General features: G+C 67.8%; 19 protein-coding genes. 13 read left to right on the top strand and 6 right to left on the bottom strand.

What is annotated here, in order from left to right:
- Positions 1–2: 2 nt before the first annotated feature.
- From E0L93_RS04160 to E0L93_RS04145, 4 genes are all read left to right on the top strand, one after another.
- Positions 3–1304: an NAD(P) transhydrogenase subunit alpha gene (locus E0L93_RS04160; protein WP_132688899.1), complete on the top strand. Its 1302-nt coding sequence runs from the start codon at positions 3–5 to the stop codon at positions 1302–1304.
- Complete coding sequence (locus E0L93_RS04155; protein WP_132688895.1) at positions 1304–1627, top strand: NAD(P) transhydrogenase subunit alpha part 2; 324 nt, start codon at positions 1304–1306, stop codon at positions 1625–1627. The genes E0L93_RS04160 and E0L93_RS04155 overlap by 1 nt, the downstream gene beginning before the upstream one ends.
- Before the next feature lies 1 nt (position 1628).
- Positions 1629–3026 carry an NAD(P)(+) transhydrogenase (Re/Si-specific) subunit beta gene (locus tag E0L93_RS04150; protein ID WP_243638101.1) on the top strand — a complete coding sequence of 466 codons (1398 nt, stop codon included), beginning with the start codon at positions 1629–1631 and terminating at the stop codon, positions 3024–3026.
- 131 nt (positions 3027–3157) lie between these two features.
- The gene (locus E0L93_RS04145) at positions 3158–3850 is read left to right on the top strand and encodes a FadR/GntR family transcriptional regulator (protein WP_165874150.1); all 693 of its coding nucleotides are present in this window, start codon (positions 3158–3160) and stop codon (positions 3848–3850) included.
- Here the strand turns inward: E0L93_RS04145 and E0L93_RS04140 are convergent, their stop codons facing one another.
- Positions 3851–4912 (bottom strand): isocitrate/isopropylmalate family dehydrogenase, encoded by a 1062-nt coding sequence (locus E0L93_RS04140; protein ID WP_132688889.1) that lies wholly within the window; start codon positions 4910–4912, stop codon positions 3851–3853.
- Positions 4913–5036: 124 nt separating this feature from the next.
- Positions 5037–5939 carry an MBL fold metallo-hydrolase gene (locus E0L93_RS04135; protein ID WP_132688886.1) on the bottom strand — a complete coding sequence of 301 codons (903 nt, stop codon included), beginning with the start codon at positions 5937–5939 and terminating at the stop codon, positions 5037–5039.
- Between the two features lie 96 nt (positions 5940–6035).
- On the opposite strand from E0L93_RS04135, the gene E0L93_RS04130 reads away from it, so the two are divergent.
- The 5 genes from E0L93_RS04130 to E0L93_RS04110 are packed head-to-tail and all read left to right on the top strand — an operon-like array spanning position 6036 to position 10398.
- On the top strand, positions 6036–7244 hold the full coding sequence (locus E0L93_RS04130; protein ID WP_132688883.1) for a 2,3-bisphosphoglycerate-independent phosphoglycerate mutase: 1209 nt from the start codon (positions 6036–6038) through the stop codon (positions 7242–7244).
- 53 nt (positions 7245–7297) lie between these two features.
- Positions 7298–7741, top strand: a complete 444-nt coding sequence (locus E0L93_RS04125) for a hypothetical protein (RefSeq protein WP_132688881.1) — start codon at positions 7298–7300, stop codon at positions 7739–7741.
- Positions 7742–7780: 39 nt separating this feature from the next.
- A complete protein-coding gene (locus E0L93_RS04120) occupies positions 7781–8344 on the top strand; it encodes an HD domain-containing protein (RefSeq protein WP_132688878.1) in 564 nt (187 codons plus the stop codon).
- Positions 8345–8382: 38 nt separating this feature from the next.
- On the top strand, positions 8383–9432 hold the full coding sequence (locus tag E0L93_RS04115; RefSeq protein ID WP_132688875.1) for a D-alanine--D-alanine ligase family protein: 1050 nt from the start codon (positions 8383–8385) through the stop codon (positions 9430–9432).
- Between the two features lie 21 nt (positions 9433–9453).
- Positions 9454–10398 (top strand): mechanosensitive ion channel family protein, encoded by a 945-nt coding sequence (locus E0L93_RS04110; protein ID WP_165874149.1) that lies wholly within the window; start codon positions 9454–9456, stop codon positions 10396–10398.
- Here the strand turns inward: E0L93_RS04110 and E0L93_RS04105 are convergent.
- Positions 10379–11038, bottom strand: coding sequence for an LON peptidase substrate-binding domain-containing protein (locus E0L93_RS04105; protein ID WP_132688869.1), 660 nt, complete (start codon positions 11036–11038; stop codon positions 10379–10381). The two genes, E0L93_RS04110 and E0L93_RS04105, sit on opposite strands and share 20 nt — an antisense overlap.
- 146 nt (positions 11039–11184) lie before the next feature.
- Between E0L93_RS04105 and E0L93_RS04100 the strand changes: the two genes are divergently transcribed.
- The gene (locus E0L93_RS04100; RefSeq protein ID WP_132688866.1) at positions 11185–11427 is read left to right on the top strand and encodes a hypothetical protein; all 243 of its coding nucleotides are present in this window, start codon (positions 11185–11187) and stop codon (positions 11425–11427) included.
- A gap of 63 nt (positions 11428–11490) precedes the next feature.
- Here the strand turns inward: E0L93_RS04100 and E0L93_RS04095 are convergent, their stop codons facing one another.
- Genes E0L93_RS04095 through E0L93_RS04085 form a run of 3 tightly spaced genes read right to left on the bottom strand, consistent with a single transcriptional unit; the run spans position 11491 to position 13662 of the window.
- Entirely contained in the window at positions 11491–12201 is a 711-nt protein-coding gene (locus tag E0L93_RS04095) for a haloacid dehalogenase type II (RefSeq protein WP_132688863.1), read from the bottom strand.
- The gene (locus E0L93_RS04090; protein WP_243638100.1) at positions 12201–13232 is read right to left on the bottom strand and encodes a LacI family DNA-binding transcriptional regulator; all 1032 of its coding nucleotides are present in this window, start codon (positions 13230–13232) and stop codon (positions 12201–12203) included. Before E0L93_RS04090 ends, E0L93_RS04095 begins: the two co-directional genes overlap by 1 nt.
- A gap of 19 nt (positions 13233–13251) precedes the next feature.
- Positions 13252–13662: an NUDIX domain-containing protein gene (locus E0L93_RS04085; protein WP_132688857.1), complete on the bottom strand. Its 411-nt coding sequence runs from the start codon at positions 13660–13662 to the stop codon at positions 13252–13254.
- An 82-nt stretch (positions 13663–13744) separates the two neighbouring features.
- Here E0L93_RS04085 and E0L93_RS04080 point away from each other — a divergent pair, with 82 nt between their 5' ends.
- The 3 genes from E0L93_RS04080 to E0L93_RS04070 all read left to right on the top strand — a co-directional run bounded on the left by E0L93_RS04080 (position 13745) and on the right by E0L93_RS04070 (position 16530).
- The gene (locus tag E0L93_RS04080) at positions 13745–14407 is read left to right on the top strand and encodes a metallophosphoesterase family protein (RefSeq protein WP_132688855.1); all 663 of its coding nucleotides are present in this window, start codon (positions 13745–13747) and stop codon (positions 14405–14407) included.
- Between the two features lie 29 nt (positions 14408–14436).
- On the top strand, positions 14437–15564 hold the full coding sequence (locus tag E0L93_RS04075) for a hypothetical protein (RefSeq protein ID WP_132688852.1): 1128 nt from the start codon (positions 14437–14439) through the stop codon (positions 15562–15564).
- An 81-nt stretch (positions 15565–15645) separates the two neighbouring features.
- Positions 15646–16530: a hypothetical protein gene (locus E0L93_RS04070; protein ID WP_132688849.1), complete on the top strand. Its 885-nt coding sequence runs from the start codon at positions 15646–15648 to the stop codon at positions 16528–16530.
- Positions 16531–16571 lie beyond the last annotated feature (41 nt).

Genomic DNA, 16571 nt, shown 5'->3' with positions numbered 1-16571 from the left:
CCATGAAGGTGGGGATAGTCAGAGAGGCCAGAGGCGGCGAGAACCGGGTCGCCCTCGTGCCCGAGACGGTGGAGAAGCTCGTCCGGGACGGCTTTGAGGTTCTGGTCGAGAGTGGCGCGGGCCGCGAATACCACCCGGACGAAGAGTACCGGGAAGCCGGGGCACGGGTGGCAGAGAGCGCCGGCGAGGTATTCGGTTCGGCGGACATCGTCCTGAAGGTGCAGCGCCCCACACAGGAAGAGCTGCCCCTGCTGCGCGAAGGGAGCGTCCTCATCACCTCGATCCAGCCCGCCTTCTATCCCGAGCTCGTGCAGCGGATCGCGGCGGCGGGCGTCACCCTCTTCAGCATGGACCTCATCCCCCGCATAACGCGGGCGCAGGCGATGGACACCCTCTCTTCCATGGCCTCGCTCGCAGGCTACAAGGCGGTACTGCTCGGGGCCAACGCCCTCGGCAAGTATCTCCCCATGATGACGACGGCCGCCGGGACCACCCGGGCGGCGAAGGTGCTGGTGCTGGGGGCCGGGGTGGCGGGGCTGCAGGCCATAGCGACCGCCAGGAGGCTGGGGGCGGAGGTCGAGGCCTTCGACATCCGGCCGGAGACGAAAGAGCAGATAGAGAGCCTGGGGGCGCGGTTTCTGGAGTCGGCAGAGCCCGGGGGAGCAGCCGCCGAAGAAGAGGAGGTCGTGGAAGAGGAACGGGTACTCTCTCCCTTCGCGCGGCTCATGGTGGCGCTCGGGTTCTACTCCTTCGCCGAGCGGGACGGCAAGGAGGAAGGTCCGGAGGCCGGGATCGCGGAGGAAGCGGAGAGCGGTGCAAGCACCGGCGGGTATGCGACCGTGCAGCCCGAGGAGAAGCAGCGGCGGGACCGGGAGATGATCCGGGAGCGGCTGCGGGAGATGGACCTGGTCATCACCACGGCGGCCGTCCCGGGCCGGAGGGCACCGGTCCTGATCACGAAGGACATGGTGGAGGAGATGCGGCCGGGGACGGTAATCGTGGATCTGGCAGCAGAGACCGGCGGCAACTGCGAGCTGACGGTGCCGGGCAAGGTGGTCGAGCACAACGGGGTCCGGATCCACGGCCCGCTCAATCTGCCGGGCTCGGTACCGGTACACGCCAGCCAGATGTACTCGCGCAACATGTACGCGCTCCTCTCCTATCTGGCGGACAGAGACGAGGAGGGCAACCTCCGGCTGAAGCTAGACTTCGAGGACGAGATAACCGACGCGGCGTGCGTCACGCACGCGGGCGAGATCCGCCACGCCCCCACCCGCGAGGCGCTCGAGGGAGGTGAGAGCTGATGGACCAGCAGCTCCTGCTGGAGATCATCATCTTCGTCCTGGCGGCCGTGATCGGCTTCGAGCTCATCTCCCGCGTGCCGAGCCTGCTGCACACGCCGCTCATGAGCGCCACGAACGCCATCCACGGCATCATCCTGGTCGGGGCGCTGCTGGTACTCGGGGCCTCCGAGAGCCTGCTCACCACCGTCCTGGGCATGATCGCGGTCATCTTCGCCACCATCAACGTCGTGGGCGGATTTGTGGTTACGAACAGGATGCTGGAGATGTTCAAGCGCGAGCCGCAGAAGAAGCGGCGCGTCCGCCGGGTGAGGAGGCGGGTGTAGCGTGCACACCTTCATGACGCTCTCGTACATGTTCGCGGCTTTGCTCTTCATCCTCGGCGTGCGGCGGCTGCGCTCGCCGGAGACGGCCCGCTCGGGCAACAGCCTGGCTGCGATCGGCATGGCGATCGCCCTCGGTGTGACGCTGCTGGACCAGCGGATCGTCAGCTACTGGGAGATCCTCGTCGGTGTAGCGATCGGCTCGGTGATCGGGTACGTCTCGGCCGTGAGGGTGCCGATGACGGCGATGCCGCAGATGGTGGCCGCCTTCAACGGGGTGGGCGGCGGCGCGGTGGCGTTCATCGCGCTCGCGGAGTTCTACCAGATACACATCGGACAGGTGGCGGGCGACCGGGCCGACGTCTTCTTCATCCTGGCCGGCATCCTGATCGGCAGCGTCAGCTTCGCCGGGAGCGCCATCGCCTACGTCAAGCTGGAGGAGCTCTTCCTGGCCGGGAGCGTAACCTTCCCCTACCAGAAGGTGGCGAACGCCGGGCTGCTGGGCGCGGCGGTCCTGCTGGGCATCAACGCCCTCGCGGGCGGGCCCCTGCCGCTGCTCTCCGTCTGGCTCGTCTTCCTCATAGCCCTTACGCTCGGCGTGCTGCTGGTGATTCCCATCGGCGGGGCGGACATGCCGATCGTCATCTCGCTCCTGAACGCCTTCACCGGGCTCGCCGCGGCCATGAGCGGCTTCCTCTTGAGCAATGAGGTCCTGATCATCGCCGGGGCGCTGGTCGGGGCCTCGGGTACGATCCTCACCCGGCTTATGAGCAGCTCCCTGGGCCGGCCGCTGAACAAGATCATCTTCGCGGGGGTCGGCGCATCACCGCCGGCCGCTGCGAAGAAGGAAGAGGACGAGAAGCCGGTCAACTCCGTGACGCCGGAGGACGTGGCCGCCGTGCTCAACTACGACGCCGACTCCGTGATCATAGTCCCCGGCTACGGCCTCGCCGTAGCCCAGGCCCAGACGCTGGCCGCCGAGCTCGTGGAGGTGCTGGAGCGGAAGGGCAAGGTGGTACGGTTCGCCATCCATCCGGTCGCCGGGAGGATGCCCGGACACATGAACGTGCTCCTGGCCGAAGCCGACGTCCCCTACGATAAGCTCCTGGACCTGGAGGAGATCAACGCCGACTTCCCCGAGACCGACGCCGTCATCGTGGTCGGAGCCAACGACGTGGTGAACCCCGCCGCCAAAGACCCGAATCTGGACAGCCCCATCAGCGGCATGCCCGTCCTGGACGTGGAGAGCGCCCGGCGCGTGATCTTTATCAAGCGCTCCCTGAGCCCCGGATTCGCCGGTGTGGACAACCCGCTCTTCTACCAGGAGAAGACCATGATGCTCTTCGCCGACGCCAGGCAAGGCCTCCAGGACGTCATCGCCGCCCTCAAAGAGAGCGGCTGAGCCGGATCACCGGTTACAATATGAATTAGCTCATGATAATATACTTGGCGCCCAAGCCGTAGCTTGGGGAAATGTCCGCCACAACGCGACCTGCAAGCATGTACTTCAGAGGGAGTTCGGGGCGGAGAGGTGTGGTAGACGAGATCGTCGAGGCCCTCTCCGACGAGATAAGAATGGGGATACTTCGGCCCGGAGACCGGCTGCCTTCTGAGCGGATGTTGTGTGACCGGTTCGGGGTTGGCAGATCTTCGGTGCGGGAGGCGCTGCGCGTGCTGAGCTCGATGGGTCTGATCGAGATCCAGATGGGCCGCGGCTCGTTCGTAGCGGACCCCGACGCGCGGGAGGACCCACCGGGGATCTGGGACAGAAGCGCGGACGTGCCCCTGAGCGCCGTGATGGAGGTGCGGCTGGCTTTCGAGCCGCAGATGGCGGCGCTGGCGGCGCGGCGGGCCGGGGATGAGCATCTGGAGCGGCTCGAGGCTTCCCTGCGGAATCTGGAGTCTCACATAGAGAGAGACAGCCTGAGGGGGCGGGTGTTTGCAGACATGGCGTTCCACGAAGCTCTGGCCCGCGCCTCCGGCAACCCGCTGTACCTCTCCATCTGCCGCGGCATCGAGCCCCTGCTGTTCGAAGCCCGCCGCGCCGGGCTCAGGTCTCTGGAGCGTTCAAAGTGGGAGCTGGAGTCCCACGCGGAGATATACGGCGCCGTGAAGCGCCGGTCTTCCGGCAGCGCATCCCGCGCCATGTGGCACCACGTGGCAGAGCGGGCCTCGGAGCTGGGCTTCGACCCCTCCGGAGAAGGCCTGGCGCCCCCGGAGGGGTAGCTAGCACTCCAGGGCACCCATCAGGGCGTTCGCCACCTGCGCGGTGCGCGCCGAGCCGCCCAGGTCCGGGGTAAGCCCCTCCGTGTGGGGCAGGACGCGCTGCAGAGCGGCCATGATCCCCTCACAAGCCTCCCTCTCCCCGAGGTGCTCCAGCATCATGGCCCCGGACCAGACCTGCCCCAGAGGATTGGCCGTCCCCCTCCCGGCCGCCTCCGGCACGGGCCCGTGCCGGGGCCCGAACATCGAGGGGTGCTCCCGCCCCGGATTGAGACTGGCCGAAGGCGCCATGCCACCACTGCCGGAGACGGCGGCACCCAGATCGGCCAGAATGCCGCCCAGGAGGCTCGAGGCCACCACCACGTCGAACTGCTGGGGACGCAACACGAAGAGAGCCGCCAGCTCCTCCGCGGAGTGCCGGACGGTCCGTACATCCGGATACTCCTCCGCGAGCCCGGAGAAGACCTCGTCCCAAAGCGGCATCGTGTGCGTGATGCCGTCCACCGCAACGGCCGAAGCCAGCTCACCGCCGCGCTCGCGCGCGAGTTCGAAGGCATAGCGCATGATGCGCTCCAGCCCGGGCCGCGAGAAGACGGCCTCCTGCACGGCCATCTCCCGCAGGGTCCCCCGGTGCAGCCGCCCCCCGACCTCCGAACACTCCCCCTCGCTGTTCTCCCGCACCACGACGAAGTCTATCTCCCCGCCCCGCACGTTGCGGATAGGAGAGCGGACGCCATCGAAGAGCCTTGCGGGTCGCAGATCCACGTACTGCTCAAAGCCACGCCGGATCGGAATCAATAGCCCCTCCAGCGGAATGCGGTCGGGTACCGTGGGATGCCCCACGGGGCCGAGGAAGATCGCATCACACCCCCGCAGCCTATCCAGCCCGTCCCGCGGCATCACCCGCCCGGTGCGGAGATAGCGCCCGCACCCCCAGTCGAAAATCTCCCAGCGGAGCTCAAAACCCCACAGCTCCCCAGCACGGTCCAAAACCCTGCATGCCGTCCCAACTACCTCCGGCCCAACCCCGTCTCCCGGTATGACCGCAACCCCGTACCCCCGCACGAACGTACCCCCCTCAGGCCTCCTCCGCACGTAGAGCCCCAGAAGGCCGAGAGCCTGCCCTCCTCCCGATCATAGCCCGGCATACTACTAGATGTCTTACAGGTATTACAAGTTCTCCGGCCGGTCAGCGCCCCTTCCTGGAGAAGTAGCGCATCAGGCCGGAGACCGCGATCCAGTACGCGCTGGCGAACTCGTAGCTCTGGCGCGTCTCTTCATCGGCGCCGAGTTCGGCCAGTTCGGCATCGCCGTACTCTCGGAGATCGGCCAGGATCTCCTCTTCGTCCATACCCTCTTTCAGGCGCAGTTCGACGAACTCCACCCAGCTTCTCAGGCGATCTTCCAGTTGGTTCAGGTGGCGCTCGACGTCGGCAAACTCGCCACCGTGCGTGAGCCAGAGCGAGGATGGCGAGATCTCCCGGATCTTCCGGATGCTCTCCTGCCAGGCCTCCGGGTCGAACTCCGGGGGCACGATCGGCGGCCGGACGTACGCCGCTGCGGGCATACGCACTCCCCCCACGTCGCCGGTGAACATGGCGCCGCTCTCCGGCTCGTGGTAGACGAGGTGGTGGTAGGCATGCCCGGGGGTGTAGTGGGCGACCACTTCACCTCCGGCAGCCTCCAGCCGCTCCCCGCCCTTCAGCCTCACCAGCCGATCCTCCGGCAGCGGGCGCACCTCGCCCCAGAGCGCCTCCATATTCTCGCCGTAGATACGGCCGGCGCTCTTCAGGAGTCTGGAGGGGTCTATCATGTGCGGGGCTCCGACCTCGTGCACGTAGAAGGTGGCGTCGGGCAGCAGCTCCGCCAGGGTGCCAGAGGCTCCGGCGTGGTCAAGATGGATATGCGTCAGGAAGACCTGGCGCACGTCTCGCGGCGCCACGCCCCGCTCCTCCAGCCCGCGCATGAGGCTCTCCAGACCGGTGGCGGGCCCCGTCTCCACCAGCGCTGCGGAATCCCCGTTCCGCAGCAGAAACGCCCTGATAAGTCCCTTCCGGTCCAGGAAGTTCAGATCCAGCACCTCTACCCTCATCCGCCCTCCGGTCCAGCAGCTTGCCTGCGTCCGGCATTATATCTATGCTGTTCTCCCGGCGTAGAGCCGGAGCGAACTACTACGAGGGAGGCAGCCTTGGACCTGAACCTGATGCGAGAGCTTTCGGTCCGCACCGAATCGAAGATAGTACTGCTCGTCCTGGACGGTCTGGGAGGGCTGCCGGGTCCCGCCGGCAAGACCGAGCTGGAGGCAGCCGGCACCCCGAACCTGGACGCGCTCGCGGCCCGCTCGGAGCTCGGTCTGATCCGGCCTGTGGCGGCGGGTGTGAGCCCCGGCAGTGGTCCGGGGCACCTCTCCCTCTTCGGCTACGATCCTCTGCAGCACCCGGTGGGGCGGGGCGTTCTGAGCGCGCTCGGCGTCGGGTTCGAGCTCGAGGACACCGACCTTGCGGCCCGGATCAACTTCGCCACCATGAGCGAGACCGGTGAGATCACGGACCGGCGCGCGGGGCGCATCCCGAGCGAGCTCGGCTCGGAGCTGGCCGCGCTGCTGAACGAGAAGGTAGATCTCTCCCCGGTGGAGACCTTCGTGGTGCCGGAGAAGGAGCACCGGGCAGTCGTGGTGTTCCGTGCCGAGGATCTCTCGGACGCCCTCTCGGACACCGACCCGCAGCAGACCGGGAAGAAACCGCTCCCGGTCCGGCCCACCGACCCCGACTCACAGAAGGCCCGGCGCAGCGCCGAGCTGGCTAACGCCTTCGTGCAGCAGGCGAACGAGATCCTGAGCGACCGGCATCCGGCCAATACGGTGCTATTGCGTGGCTTCGGGATGCATCCTGCGCTGCCGAAGTTCGACGAGGTGTACCGGCTCCGGGCCGCGGCCATCGCGAGCTACCCGATGTACAAGGGACTCGCCCGGCTCGCGGGGATGGAGGTGCTGCAGGAAGGCGAGGGGATAGCCGGCGAGATCCGGACCCTCCGGGAGAGCTGGGAAGGATACGACTTCTTCTTCGTTCACATCAAGCCTACCGACAGCGCCGGCGAGGATGGAGACTTCGAGCGCAAGGCGCGGGTCATAGAGGAGGTCGACGCCCTGATCCCGGAGATTCTGGAGGCAGGTCCGGCGGCGTTCGCGGTCACCGGCGACCACTCCACCCCGGCGGCGCTGCGCAGCCACTCCTGGCACCCGGTCCCCTTCCTGCTGCACTCGCGGTGGGCCGTGCCCACCGCCGGTGGCTTCGGTGAGCGGGCTTGCGCCGGCGGCGTGCTCGGCACCTTCCCGGCGGAGGAGGTCATGGGCCTGCTCATGGGCCACGCGCTCAAGCTCAACCGCTACGGGGCTTAGGGACCGGCTCTCCGGATGGTAGAATCCAGTCCCGTACGCTATCCGGAGGTTTCTTGAAACACGCTCTGGCCATTCTGGCAACGATGTTCCTCCTCGCAGGATGCGCGAACGGCGGTTCGGACGGGGTTACCGAGCATTCCGGCGACTACCGGGAGCCCACCCTGGAGGTAACGGGAGAAGAAGGGCCGGCCCCCGGGGAGCTGCAATACGAATGGCAGGGGGCCGCCGCAGAGAGCGTCGTGCTGCGGCTGGAGGGCGGGGAGAGAACCCGTTTCTCCGGGGTCTGCACCGTAGGTGAGGAGCGGACGGTCATCAGCGGCCAGGTTCCCAGGCGCTACACCTACGAGCTCGGCGGGCGGGAGCTGCGGTGCAGGATCCAGAAACAGAGTCCCGGCTCTGACGTACTGCGGGTCATCCTGACTGACGGTGAGCGTACCCGCTCCGTACAGCAGACCAACCGGCAGGGCGGCACGATAGAGATCGTATCTTCCGGTTAAAATCCTTCGCGTAGCAGTGGAAGCGAGCCGAGGAGGAGCATGAACCGCGAGGAGGCCTGGAAGCTGCTGTGCGAGTGGACTGAGAGCGACTCGCTGCGCAAGCACATGCTGGCCGTGGAGGCCGCCATGCGCGCCTACGCCCGCCGCTTCGGCGAGGACGAGGAGAAGTGGGGCATCACCGGTCTCCTGCACGACATGGACTACGAGAAGCATCCCACCCCGGAGGAGCATCCGATGGTCGGCGTGCGAGAGCTGGAGCGCCGGGGCTACCCGGAAGACGTACTGCATGCCATAAAAGGCCACGCAGACTATCTGGGTGTGCCCCGCGATACCCTGATGTCCAAGACCCTGTACGCTGTGGACGAGCTCTGCGGGTTCATCACCGCGGTGGCCCTCATGCGGCCGAACGGGCTGGAGGGCCTGAAAGCGAAGAGCGTCAGGAAGAAGATGAAGCAGAAGTCGTTCGCCGCCGGAGTAGACCGGGAAGACATCGTCCGGGGAGCCGAGGAGCTCGGGGTGAATCTCGACGAGCACATAGAGTTCGTCGCGGCTGCGATGCGTGAGCGCGCCCCGGAGCTCGGGCTTCAGAGCCGGCCGGACTGACACCTGCTAGGATAGGTAGCCAAAACGGAGGGTGTCGCATGGTTCGAGTAATGGTGATCTTCGGCGGGCGCAGCGGAGAGCACGAGGTTTCGCTCGCCTCGGCCCGCGGCGTGATAGAGGCGCTCGAGAAGAGCGGCCGCTACGAGGTTCTCCCGGTGGGGATCACCCGGGAGGGCCGCTGGCGCGTGGGCGAGAACGCCCTGTCGGAGCTGGAGGCCGCCGCCCGCAGAGCGATCCCGCAGGCGCAAGAGCCTCGGGCTCCGGCCACCAGAGACGAGAAGCTCCCGAACGGTTTCGGGGACGTCGACGTGGTCTTCCCGGTGCTGCACGGTCCCTACGGCGAAGACGGCACGGTGCAGGGGCTGCTGGAGCTGGCCGGTGTGCCGTATGTGGGCTCCGGGGTACTCGGCAGCGCCGTCTCGATGGACAAGATCACGATGAAGAAGATCTTCGCCTTCCACGGTCTGCCGCAGGTAAACTGGGTCGGGCTCACCCGGGAGGAGTGGGAGTGTGACCCGGAGGGCTGGATCGGCCGGATAGAGGCTCTGCTCGGCTACCCCTGCTTCGTGAAGCCCTCCAACCTGGGCTCCAGCGTCGGGATCAGCAAGGCCCGGGACGCCGGCGAGCTCCGGGCCGGTCTGGAAGAGGCCGCGGAGCTGGACCGCAGGATCATCGTCGAGCAGGGGCTCGACGCCCGCGAGATAGAGGTCTCCGTGCTCGGCAACGAGTGGCCGGAGGTCTCGCTGCCGGGCGAGATCGTGGTCCGGAACCGCGACTTCTACGACTACAGAGCCAAGTACACCGAAGGAGAGAGCGAGATCGTGGTCCCCGCCCGGATACCGGATGAGACGACGCGGGCGATCCGGGAGATCGCCCGCACGGCCTTCCGGGCCGTGGATGCCGCCGGGATGGCCCGCGTGGACTTCTTCCTGGAGCGCGAGACCGGCCGCGTGCTCCTGAACGAGATCAACACCATCCCCGGCTTCACCCCCACCAGCGGCTACGCCCGCTTCTGGGCCGCCAGCGGCCTCTCCTACGAGCAGCTGCTCGACCGCCTGATCCGGCACGCCCTGGAGCGGCACGGTTAGAGAGCCGGGGAGATCCCCGCTGTGACGGCAGGCGCACCGCTCTTTCAGGCCGAGAACGCGGTCGAGGAGGCCGGCCGGGCCGTCGACGGGCTCATCGGGTTCTACGAGCGGCTTCTGGACTACGTCACCGGCCCGGATTTCGTCGCCAGTCTGGCGGCGACGGTCCTCGCCATCCTGCTGGGAATCCTCTTCTACCGGCTGGCGGTCAGGATCCTCCCCCGCCTCCTCTACTGGCGGCGGCCGGCGGAGGGACGGCCCGACCCGCAGACCAGAGCCCGGATCAAACGCCAGGACACGGCCGTAACCCTCATCCGCAACCTGCTCAAGTACGCCACCTTCATCGTGGTGGCGCTCGTGGCGGTCAGCGCTTTCCTCAGAGAGGCCCTACCGGTCGTGGCCGGGACCTCGGTGCTCGCGGCGCTGGTGATCTTCGGCGCGCAGAGCTTCCTGCGCGACATAGTCGCCGGGTTCTCGATCCTCTTTGAGGACCAATACAGCGTCGGAGACTTCATCTCCGTACAACCGATGGGAGCCTTCGGGGTAGTGGAGGAGTTCGGCCTGCGCACCACGAAGCTCCGCACGGTCTCCGGCGAGGTGGTCTACATCCCCAACGGCGTCATAACCGGCGTGACCAACTACGTACAGGGCCGTCAGCGATTCACGGTCGAGGTGCAGCTCCGGAATCCGGAGGCGGCCGGGAGGGTGGTGCGGGCGCTGGAGGAGGCCGACGAGCTGTACGTCACCCCGCCGCGCCTCGTGCGGCGGGAGGAGTTCGCCGGCGGCGGGGTACGGCTCACGATCGAGGCCAGTGCACTGCCCTCGATGGACTGGCTGCCGCGGGAGAAGCTGACGCAGCGCATCCGCGCCGCCGCGGGCGAGGAGGATCTGGCGGCCGAACCGCTGGTCTACACGGCGGACCGGCGGACGGTCGAGCGGCTCAAGGAGCTTACTCCTCCGGAGGAGTAGGCGGTTCGTCCGGAGAGGGGCGGCGACGGATATGTCCGTTGGTCTCGGCTATCTCCCGGATCTTTCGCGTCTTCTCCAGCCGATCGGCCGCCTCGGTCAGCAGCTGCTTTAGCTTCTCCAGCCGCTCGCGCTCGCTCGGGAGCTCCAAGATCTGCTGCCGCACCTCGGTCTCGAACTCTATCCGGCCGGCGATGGCGAACGAGAGGTTGCGGTAGGGCGGCTCGACCTCTATGTCCACCTCGCCCTCGGTGGCTATCTCTACCACCCGTTCCAGAAGCGCGATGCACTCCTCGGCGAGCCCGGTCACCTCGTCTCCGGGGGTCTCCTCGGCGAGGTACTCCACCTCTCCCACATAGTATGGCCGGCGGCCGGAGAGGATGTTGCGGAGCCTGAAGCGGCGCGAGCCCTCGACCAGGATCAGCATCCTCCCGTCTTCGAACCGCTGCACCAGCTCCACGATGCGCGCCGTGCAGCCCACCTCCCGGGTCCCGGACTCGTCCGAGAGGACCATGCCGAACTCCGAACCCGTCTCCAGACACTCGTTCACCATCTGCTTGTAGCGCTCTTCGAAGATGTGCAGCGGCAGCGGAGTGCCCGGCATGAGCACGACGTTCAATGGGAAGAGAGGTATGTCCGCCACGGAAAATACTCCTTCTCGCACTCCGGTCGCCCCTATCTTACCCGCTGCCGGAGGTGGACACAGGGTATACCGTTACAGAGCCTGCGGGTTTGGCGGACCGGAACGCCCGGTATAAAGGATAGGGAGAGCCAGCGAGGAGGGAGATCTTGGACCGCGAGAAGACCAAGATCCGGAGGGACCAGATCCGGGTCGTGCACATCTCGGAGACGAAGTCCGGCCGTTGGCACCAGCTCGAGCCCAACGACGCGCCCTACGCCCTGTGCATCTTCACCGAGGAGCAGGCGGCCCCGGAGAACGTCGCGGTGATGCCCCTGGACCGGGAGATGCCCGCAGAGGAGGCCTGGGCGCGCTACGACCGCGCCGACAAGGACTACGAGGTGGTAAAGTAGCCGGCGCGCTGAGCGGCGACCGTAAGCGAGGTCGCGATCCGCTCGGCCGGGGTGAAGCGGCTCTCAGAGCCCGAGCCTCCGGGCCAGATCCGTGAGGTCTTCCACTACCATATCGAAGGATGGGTCGGGAGCCTCCGCCGCGCCTCCCGGACCGAACTCCAGCGGGCGCGGTACGAACACGGTCCTCAAGCCCGCCTGACGGGCGGCGAGGAGGTCTTCGGCGTGCGCCGCGACCATGCCAACCTCCCCCGCCTTTAGCCCCAGAAGCTCCGCCGCCATCAGGTACACCTCCCGGTCGGGCTTGTAGCGGCGCGCCAGCTCGGCCGAGAGCACGCAGTCCCAGGGCAGCCCGGCGCGCTTTGCCATGTTTACCAGCAGCGCAACGTTGCCGTTGGAGAGGGTCGCCAGGATGTAGCGCCGCCGCAGCCGCTTGAGGCCCTCTACGGCGTCGGGCCAAGGTTTGAGCCGGTGCCAGACGCGGTTGAGGCGCTCCTTTTCGGCATCATTCAACCCCTCTACGCCGAACTCGTCCAGCAGCTTCTCGAGGGAGGCGCGGTGCAGATCGTCCAGCTTCGTCCACGGCAGTTCCCCGCGCCGCACCCGGTCCATCGAGGGCCTATACTCCTCGCGCCAGGCGTCGGCGAAGGCGGCCCAGTCCACATCCAGCCCCTTCTCCCGGTTCAGCCGCCCGCCCTCCTCGATAATCGTGGAGCGCCAGTCCACGACCGTGCCAAAGACGTCGAAAGCAAGCGCTCTTACTCCGGATAGGCTCATCACCCTTCCTCCCGGCCGTCCGGCGGCCCCGTGCTCCCGCGCACCACGAGCTCCGGTTTGAGCTCGCACGTCCCTGGCTCCGAGCCGGCCATGAGCGCAACCAGCTCCTCAACGGCCAGCCGGCCGAGCTCGCGCAGCGGCCTGGCCACCGTGGTGAGCGGCGGGGAGAAGCAGCGGGAGAGCGAAACGTCATCGATTCCGACCACCGAGAGGTCCTCCGGCACGCCCAGATCCATCTCAGCGGCGGCCCGCAGCACCCCGGCGGCCAGAAGGTCACTGACGCACACAAGACCGGTCGGCCGATCCTCGCGGCGCGCGAGCCGACCGAAGGCGGCCCGTCCGTCCTCGAAGCCGGAGCCGCCCGGGAGGTGCAGCGTGCTGCCGTACTCCATCCCCGCCTCTCTTAAGGCACGCTCGATACCCTCCAGCCTGCGCCGGACAACGGTGGAACCGGCGCTACCGCCGAGGAACGCGAGCTTCTCGTGCCCCAGCTCCAGGAGGTGCCCGGCGGCGAGGTAGCCCGCCTCTCTCTCGTCCACGCGGACGGCACCCGCGCCCGTCCCGGCGAGAACCAGCGGGACCTCACCTGCCAGAGTCCGGTAGCAGCCATCTCGCGGCTCTTCCCCGTCCGGCTCAGAGGCCACAACGACCACGCCCGCCACCCGTAGCTCAGCCAGCCGGACCAGATGCTCCGCCTCGCCGCAGGAGCCGGTCTGGCACAGGATGACCGACAGCTTGCGTGCCCGCGCCGCCGCCTCGACCCCCTCGGCCACCATGGCGCAGGCCGGATCGGAGAGGTGCGGAACGAGGAGCCCCACCGTGCCGGAGCTGCGCGAGGCGAGCTGGCGAGCGATCGCACTCGGCCGGTATCCGAGCGCCTCTATGGCGGCCTCTACCCGCTCCCGCGTCGCCGGGGCGACCGGTGCCGTCCCGTTCACTACCCGGCTCACCGTGGAGATGGAGACCCCTGCAGCCCGCGCCACATCCCTTATGCTCGCGCCGCGAGTCCCCGCCGTAACCGGTCTTACCATCCCCTGCCCCCGCACCGGCTCACCGGCGCTCCAGGAGCCGGAGCGCATCCTCCACGATCGCGGCGTGGTCGAAGGCCAGCTCCACTGCCGCGGGGTCCATGAAGCGCGCTTCGGACGCGTCGTCCGCGGCGGCGAGCTCGCCGCCGGTGGCCCGCGCCAGGTACGTCACGCTCACGTTGTGCCCGCGCGGGTCGCGGTCCGGCTCGGAGTACACCCCGACGAGCCGCACGAGCTCCACCTCGAGCCCGGTCTCCTCGCGCACCTCCCGCACGGCGGCGCTCTCGACCGTCTCCCCGACGTCCACGAAGCCGCCCGGCAGCGCCCACCGCCCCTCGAAAGGCGGCCGTTTGCGCCGGATCAAGAGCACCCGGCCTCGCTCGTCCGGGACGATGACGTCGACGGTGAGTCTGGGCGTCTCCGGTGCCCCCAAGAAGATACGCACCTCCTCCAGCAGAGTCCGTGCCGCAACCCCTCCGGCACGCCGGAGCACATTCTAACTCATCGCTGGTAGAATGTTCCGGACGGGAGAAGGGAGGTCGGCCGAGATCAAGATCCTCGCCATAAGCGACAGGGTCGAACCGTTCATATACGGGCCGGGCATCAAAAGCCTGGCTCCAGACGTGGAGGCCGTCGTCTCCTGCGGGGACCTGCCGTTCGAGTACCTGGAGTACGTGGTCACGATGCTGAACGTGCCGCTGCTCTACGTGCTGGGCAACCACGACCCGGAGCCCGGATCGTCCGCGCAGAAGAAGGGTAAGGCGCAACGCCCGCCGGAGGGCTGCATCCCGCTGGACGGCCGCACGCAGAGCCTAAACGGCGTAACCTTCGCCGGTTTCTCCGGCTCGATGCTCTACTCCGGCGGCCCCCACCAGTACACCGAGCGCGAGATGCGCCTCAAGAGCTGGCGGCTCTCGGCCAGAATAGCGCTCGGAAGGGCGCTGGGACGCTCCGCGCCGGACGTATTCGTAACCCACTCCCCCCCGTTCGGTCTCGGCGACCGGGAAGATCCCTGTCATACGGGATTCAGATCCTTCGTGGAGCTCATAAACCGCCACCGGCCGAAGCTCTGGCTGCACGGCCACGTACACCTCTACGGGGCCGAGCCGGTGCGCGAGCTGCAGCGCGGCGGGACCCGGATAGTGAACGTGTTCGGACACCGACTCGTAGAGATTTAAGGCCGGCGGGAGGGTGCTTGAGAGTCCGGATGAGCCGGAGGAGGAAGTACCGCCGCCGGAGGCGGTTCGCCCTCCTCTGCCTGCTGCTGGCGGCGCTCCTGATCTTCGTTCTCTTCCGGGGCTGCGGCGGCCAGACGCAGCCGGCGGGTGTCAGAGACCCCGGCCCCCAGGCCGCGGCGTCATCCGCTGCAGCCCCGGAGCGGCCCTATGCGGCCGTCCCCCCGCCGCCGGACGCGGAGCCGCTCGCCCGCACCGCCGGGGAGCAGCCTCCCCTGCAGTATCGGTTAGCGGAGAGCTCCCGGCCCGAAGCCGGCGGATACCGGCCGGACGCCGAGCGGAGCGTGCCGCTCGGGGAGACGCTGGTGGCCGGAGCCGCCGACCCTTCGGACGGACCGCTGAAAGGGCACCGGATCGTGGCCTACTACGGGTCACCGCTGCCGGAGCACGCCGGACTGCTCGCCCGGCACGAGCCGGAGGAGACCATGGAACGCCTCGGGGAGGAAGCGGCCGCCTACTCGGCAGCCGATCCGGAACGCCCGGCCGTTCCCGCGGTGGATCTCGTCGTCTCCGCCGCCCGGAGGACGCCCGGGACCGACGGTCTCTACCTGGACCGGCTCCCGCCCGAGCAGATAGAAGAGTACGCCGACCTCGCGTCCCGGCATGGGGCATTGCTGATCCTGGATCTCCAGATCGGGCGCAGCACCGTGGCGGACGAGATAGAGGCCGTCCGCCCGTTCCTGGAGCTTCCCCACGTACATCTGGCGCTAGACACCGAGTACGCCGTCGGGGAGGGGCAGGTGCCGGGGGTAAACCTCGGCTCGATGGACCGGGGTGAGATCCAGGCGGCCATAGAACTCCTCGACCGGCTGGTAGAAGAGAACGACCTGCCGGACAAGGTCCTGATCGTACACCAGTTCGCAGAGGGGATCATCGCCGACAAACAGCGCATCCGACCCACAGATAACGTGCAGGTGGTTCTGAACACCGACGGGGTCGGAACCCCGGCAGAGAAGACCATCCGCTACGACCTTCTCGTGCGCCAGGAGCCGATCCAGTACGGCGGGATCAGGATCTTCCGCGAGCGGGACGATCCGCCGCTCGCCCCGGAGGAGGTCCTGCTGCTGGATCCCGCCCCGGCGGTGATCAGCTACCAGTAGAAGAGTGCAGGGCGGCCGGTTTTACACGGATTTAACCCCGGGGGGCTTGTTCTCCGGCAGAGGCGGGAGTAGATTTTCCCCGTGGTCGAGCACATGAACCTCGAAGAGCAGGCAGATCAGGACTTCTCCCGGGCCCGGCGGCGGGCGTTCCTCCGGCGGCTGCGGGCCTTCCTGCGCAACGACCCCGCCTCCAACCGGCTCCTCTCCTTCGAGGAGGTCCGGGACGCGCTCGGCGTCTTCAATCAGGTGCATCTGGGGATGCAGGTAGTGCCGGTGGAGAAGATCGTGGGCAGCGTCGGGCGGCACCGGGACTTCGACCGGGCTTTCCTCCCCTCCACCGAGAGCATCAAGCAACGGTGGAAGCGCATAGATCAGGCCTTCCACCGGGCCGAGGAGCTGCCGCCGGTGAGCCTGTACAAGATCGGGGACGCCTACTTCGTGCGCGACGGCAACCACCGGGTCTCGGTAGCGCGCCAGCAGGGCATCGAGATGATAGACGCCGACGTCACCGAGCTGCGTACCCGCGTCCCGGTCGACTCGGCACTGACGGCCGGCGACCTGCTCCGGATGTACGAGTACCGGCGGCTGCTGGAACGCCTCCCGATAGACCGGGTGCTGCCGGACCTGAAACTGGAGTTCTCGGACGTGGCAGACTACCGGCGGCTGGCGACGCTCATCGAGGCGCACGGCTTCCGGCTCTCCCAGCTCTGGCGGCGCTACGTCTCGCCGGAAGAGGCCATCCGGGACTGGTACGAGCACTCCTACAGACCCATAGCGCGCATGATCCGGGAGGAGCGCGTACTAGACGCCTTCCCGGGCCGCACCGAGCCGGATCTGTATATGTGGATCGTGGCCCACCGGGAGCAGCTCGTGCTGGAGCGCCGCGACGAGTCCGTCTCGCCGGAAGAGGCCAAGGACGCCCTGCTCTCAGCGCGGGAGCGCAGACCGCCCTTCATGCTCAGCTAGAGGGCCGGACGTGTAAGATATGCCTGGAATGAGGCATTGAA

This window comes from Rubrobacter taiwanensis (assembly GCF_004337705.1).
GTDB classification, from domain to species: Bacteria; Actinomycetota; Rubrobacteria; order Rubrobacterales; family Rubrobacteraceae; genus Rubrobacter_C; species Rubrobacter_C taiwanensis.
This window is presented reverse-complemented; position numbering and strand designations above follow the sequence as displayed.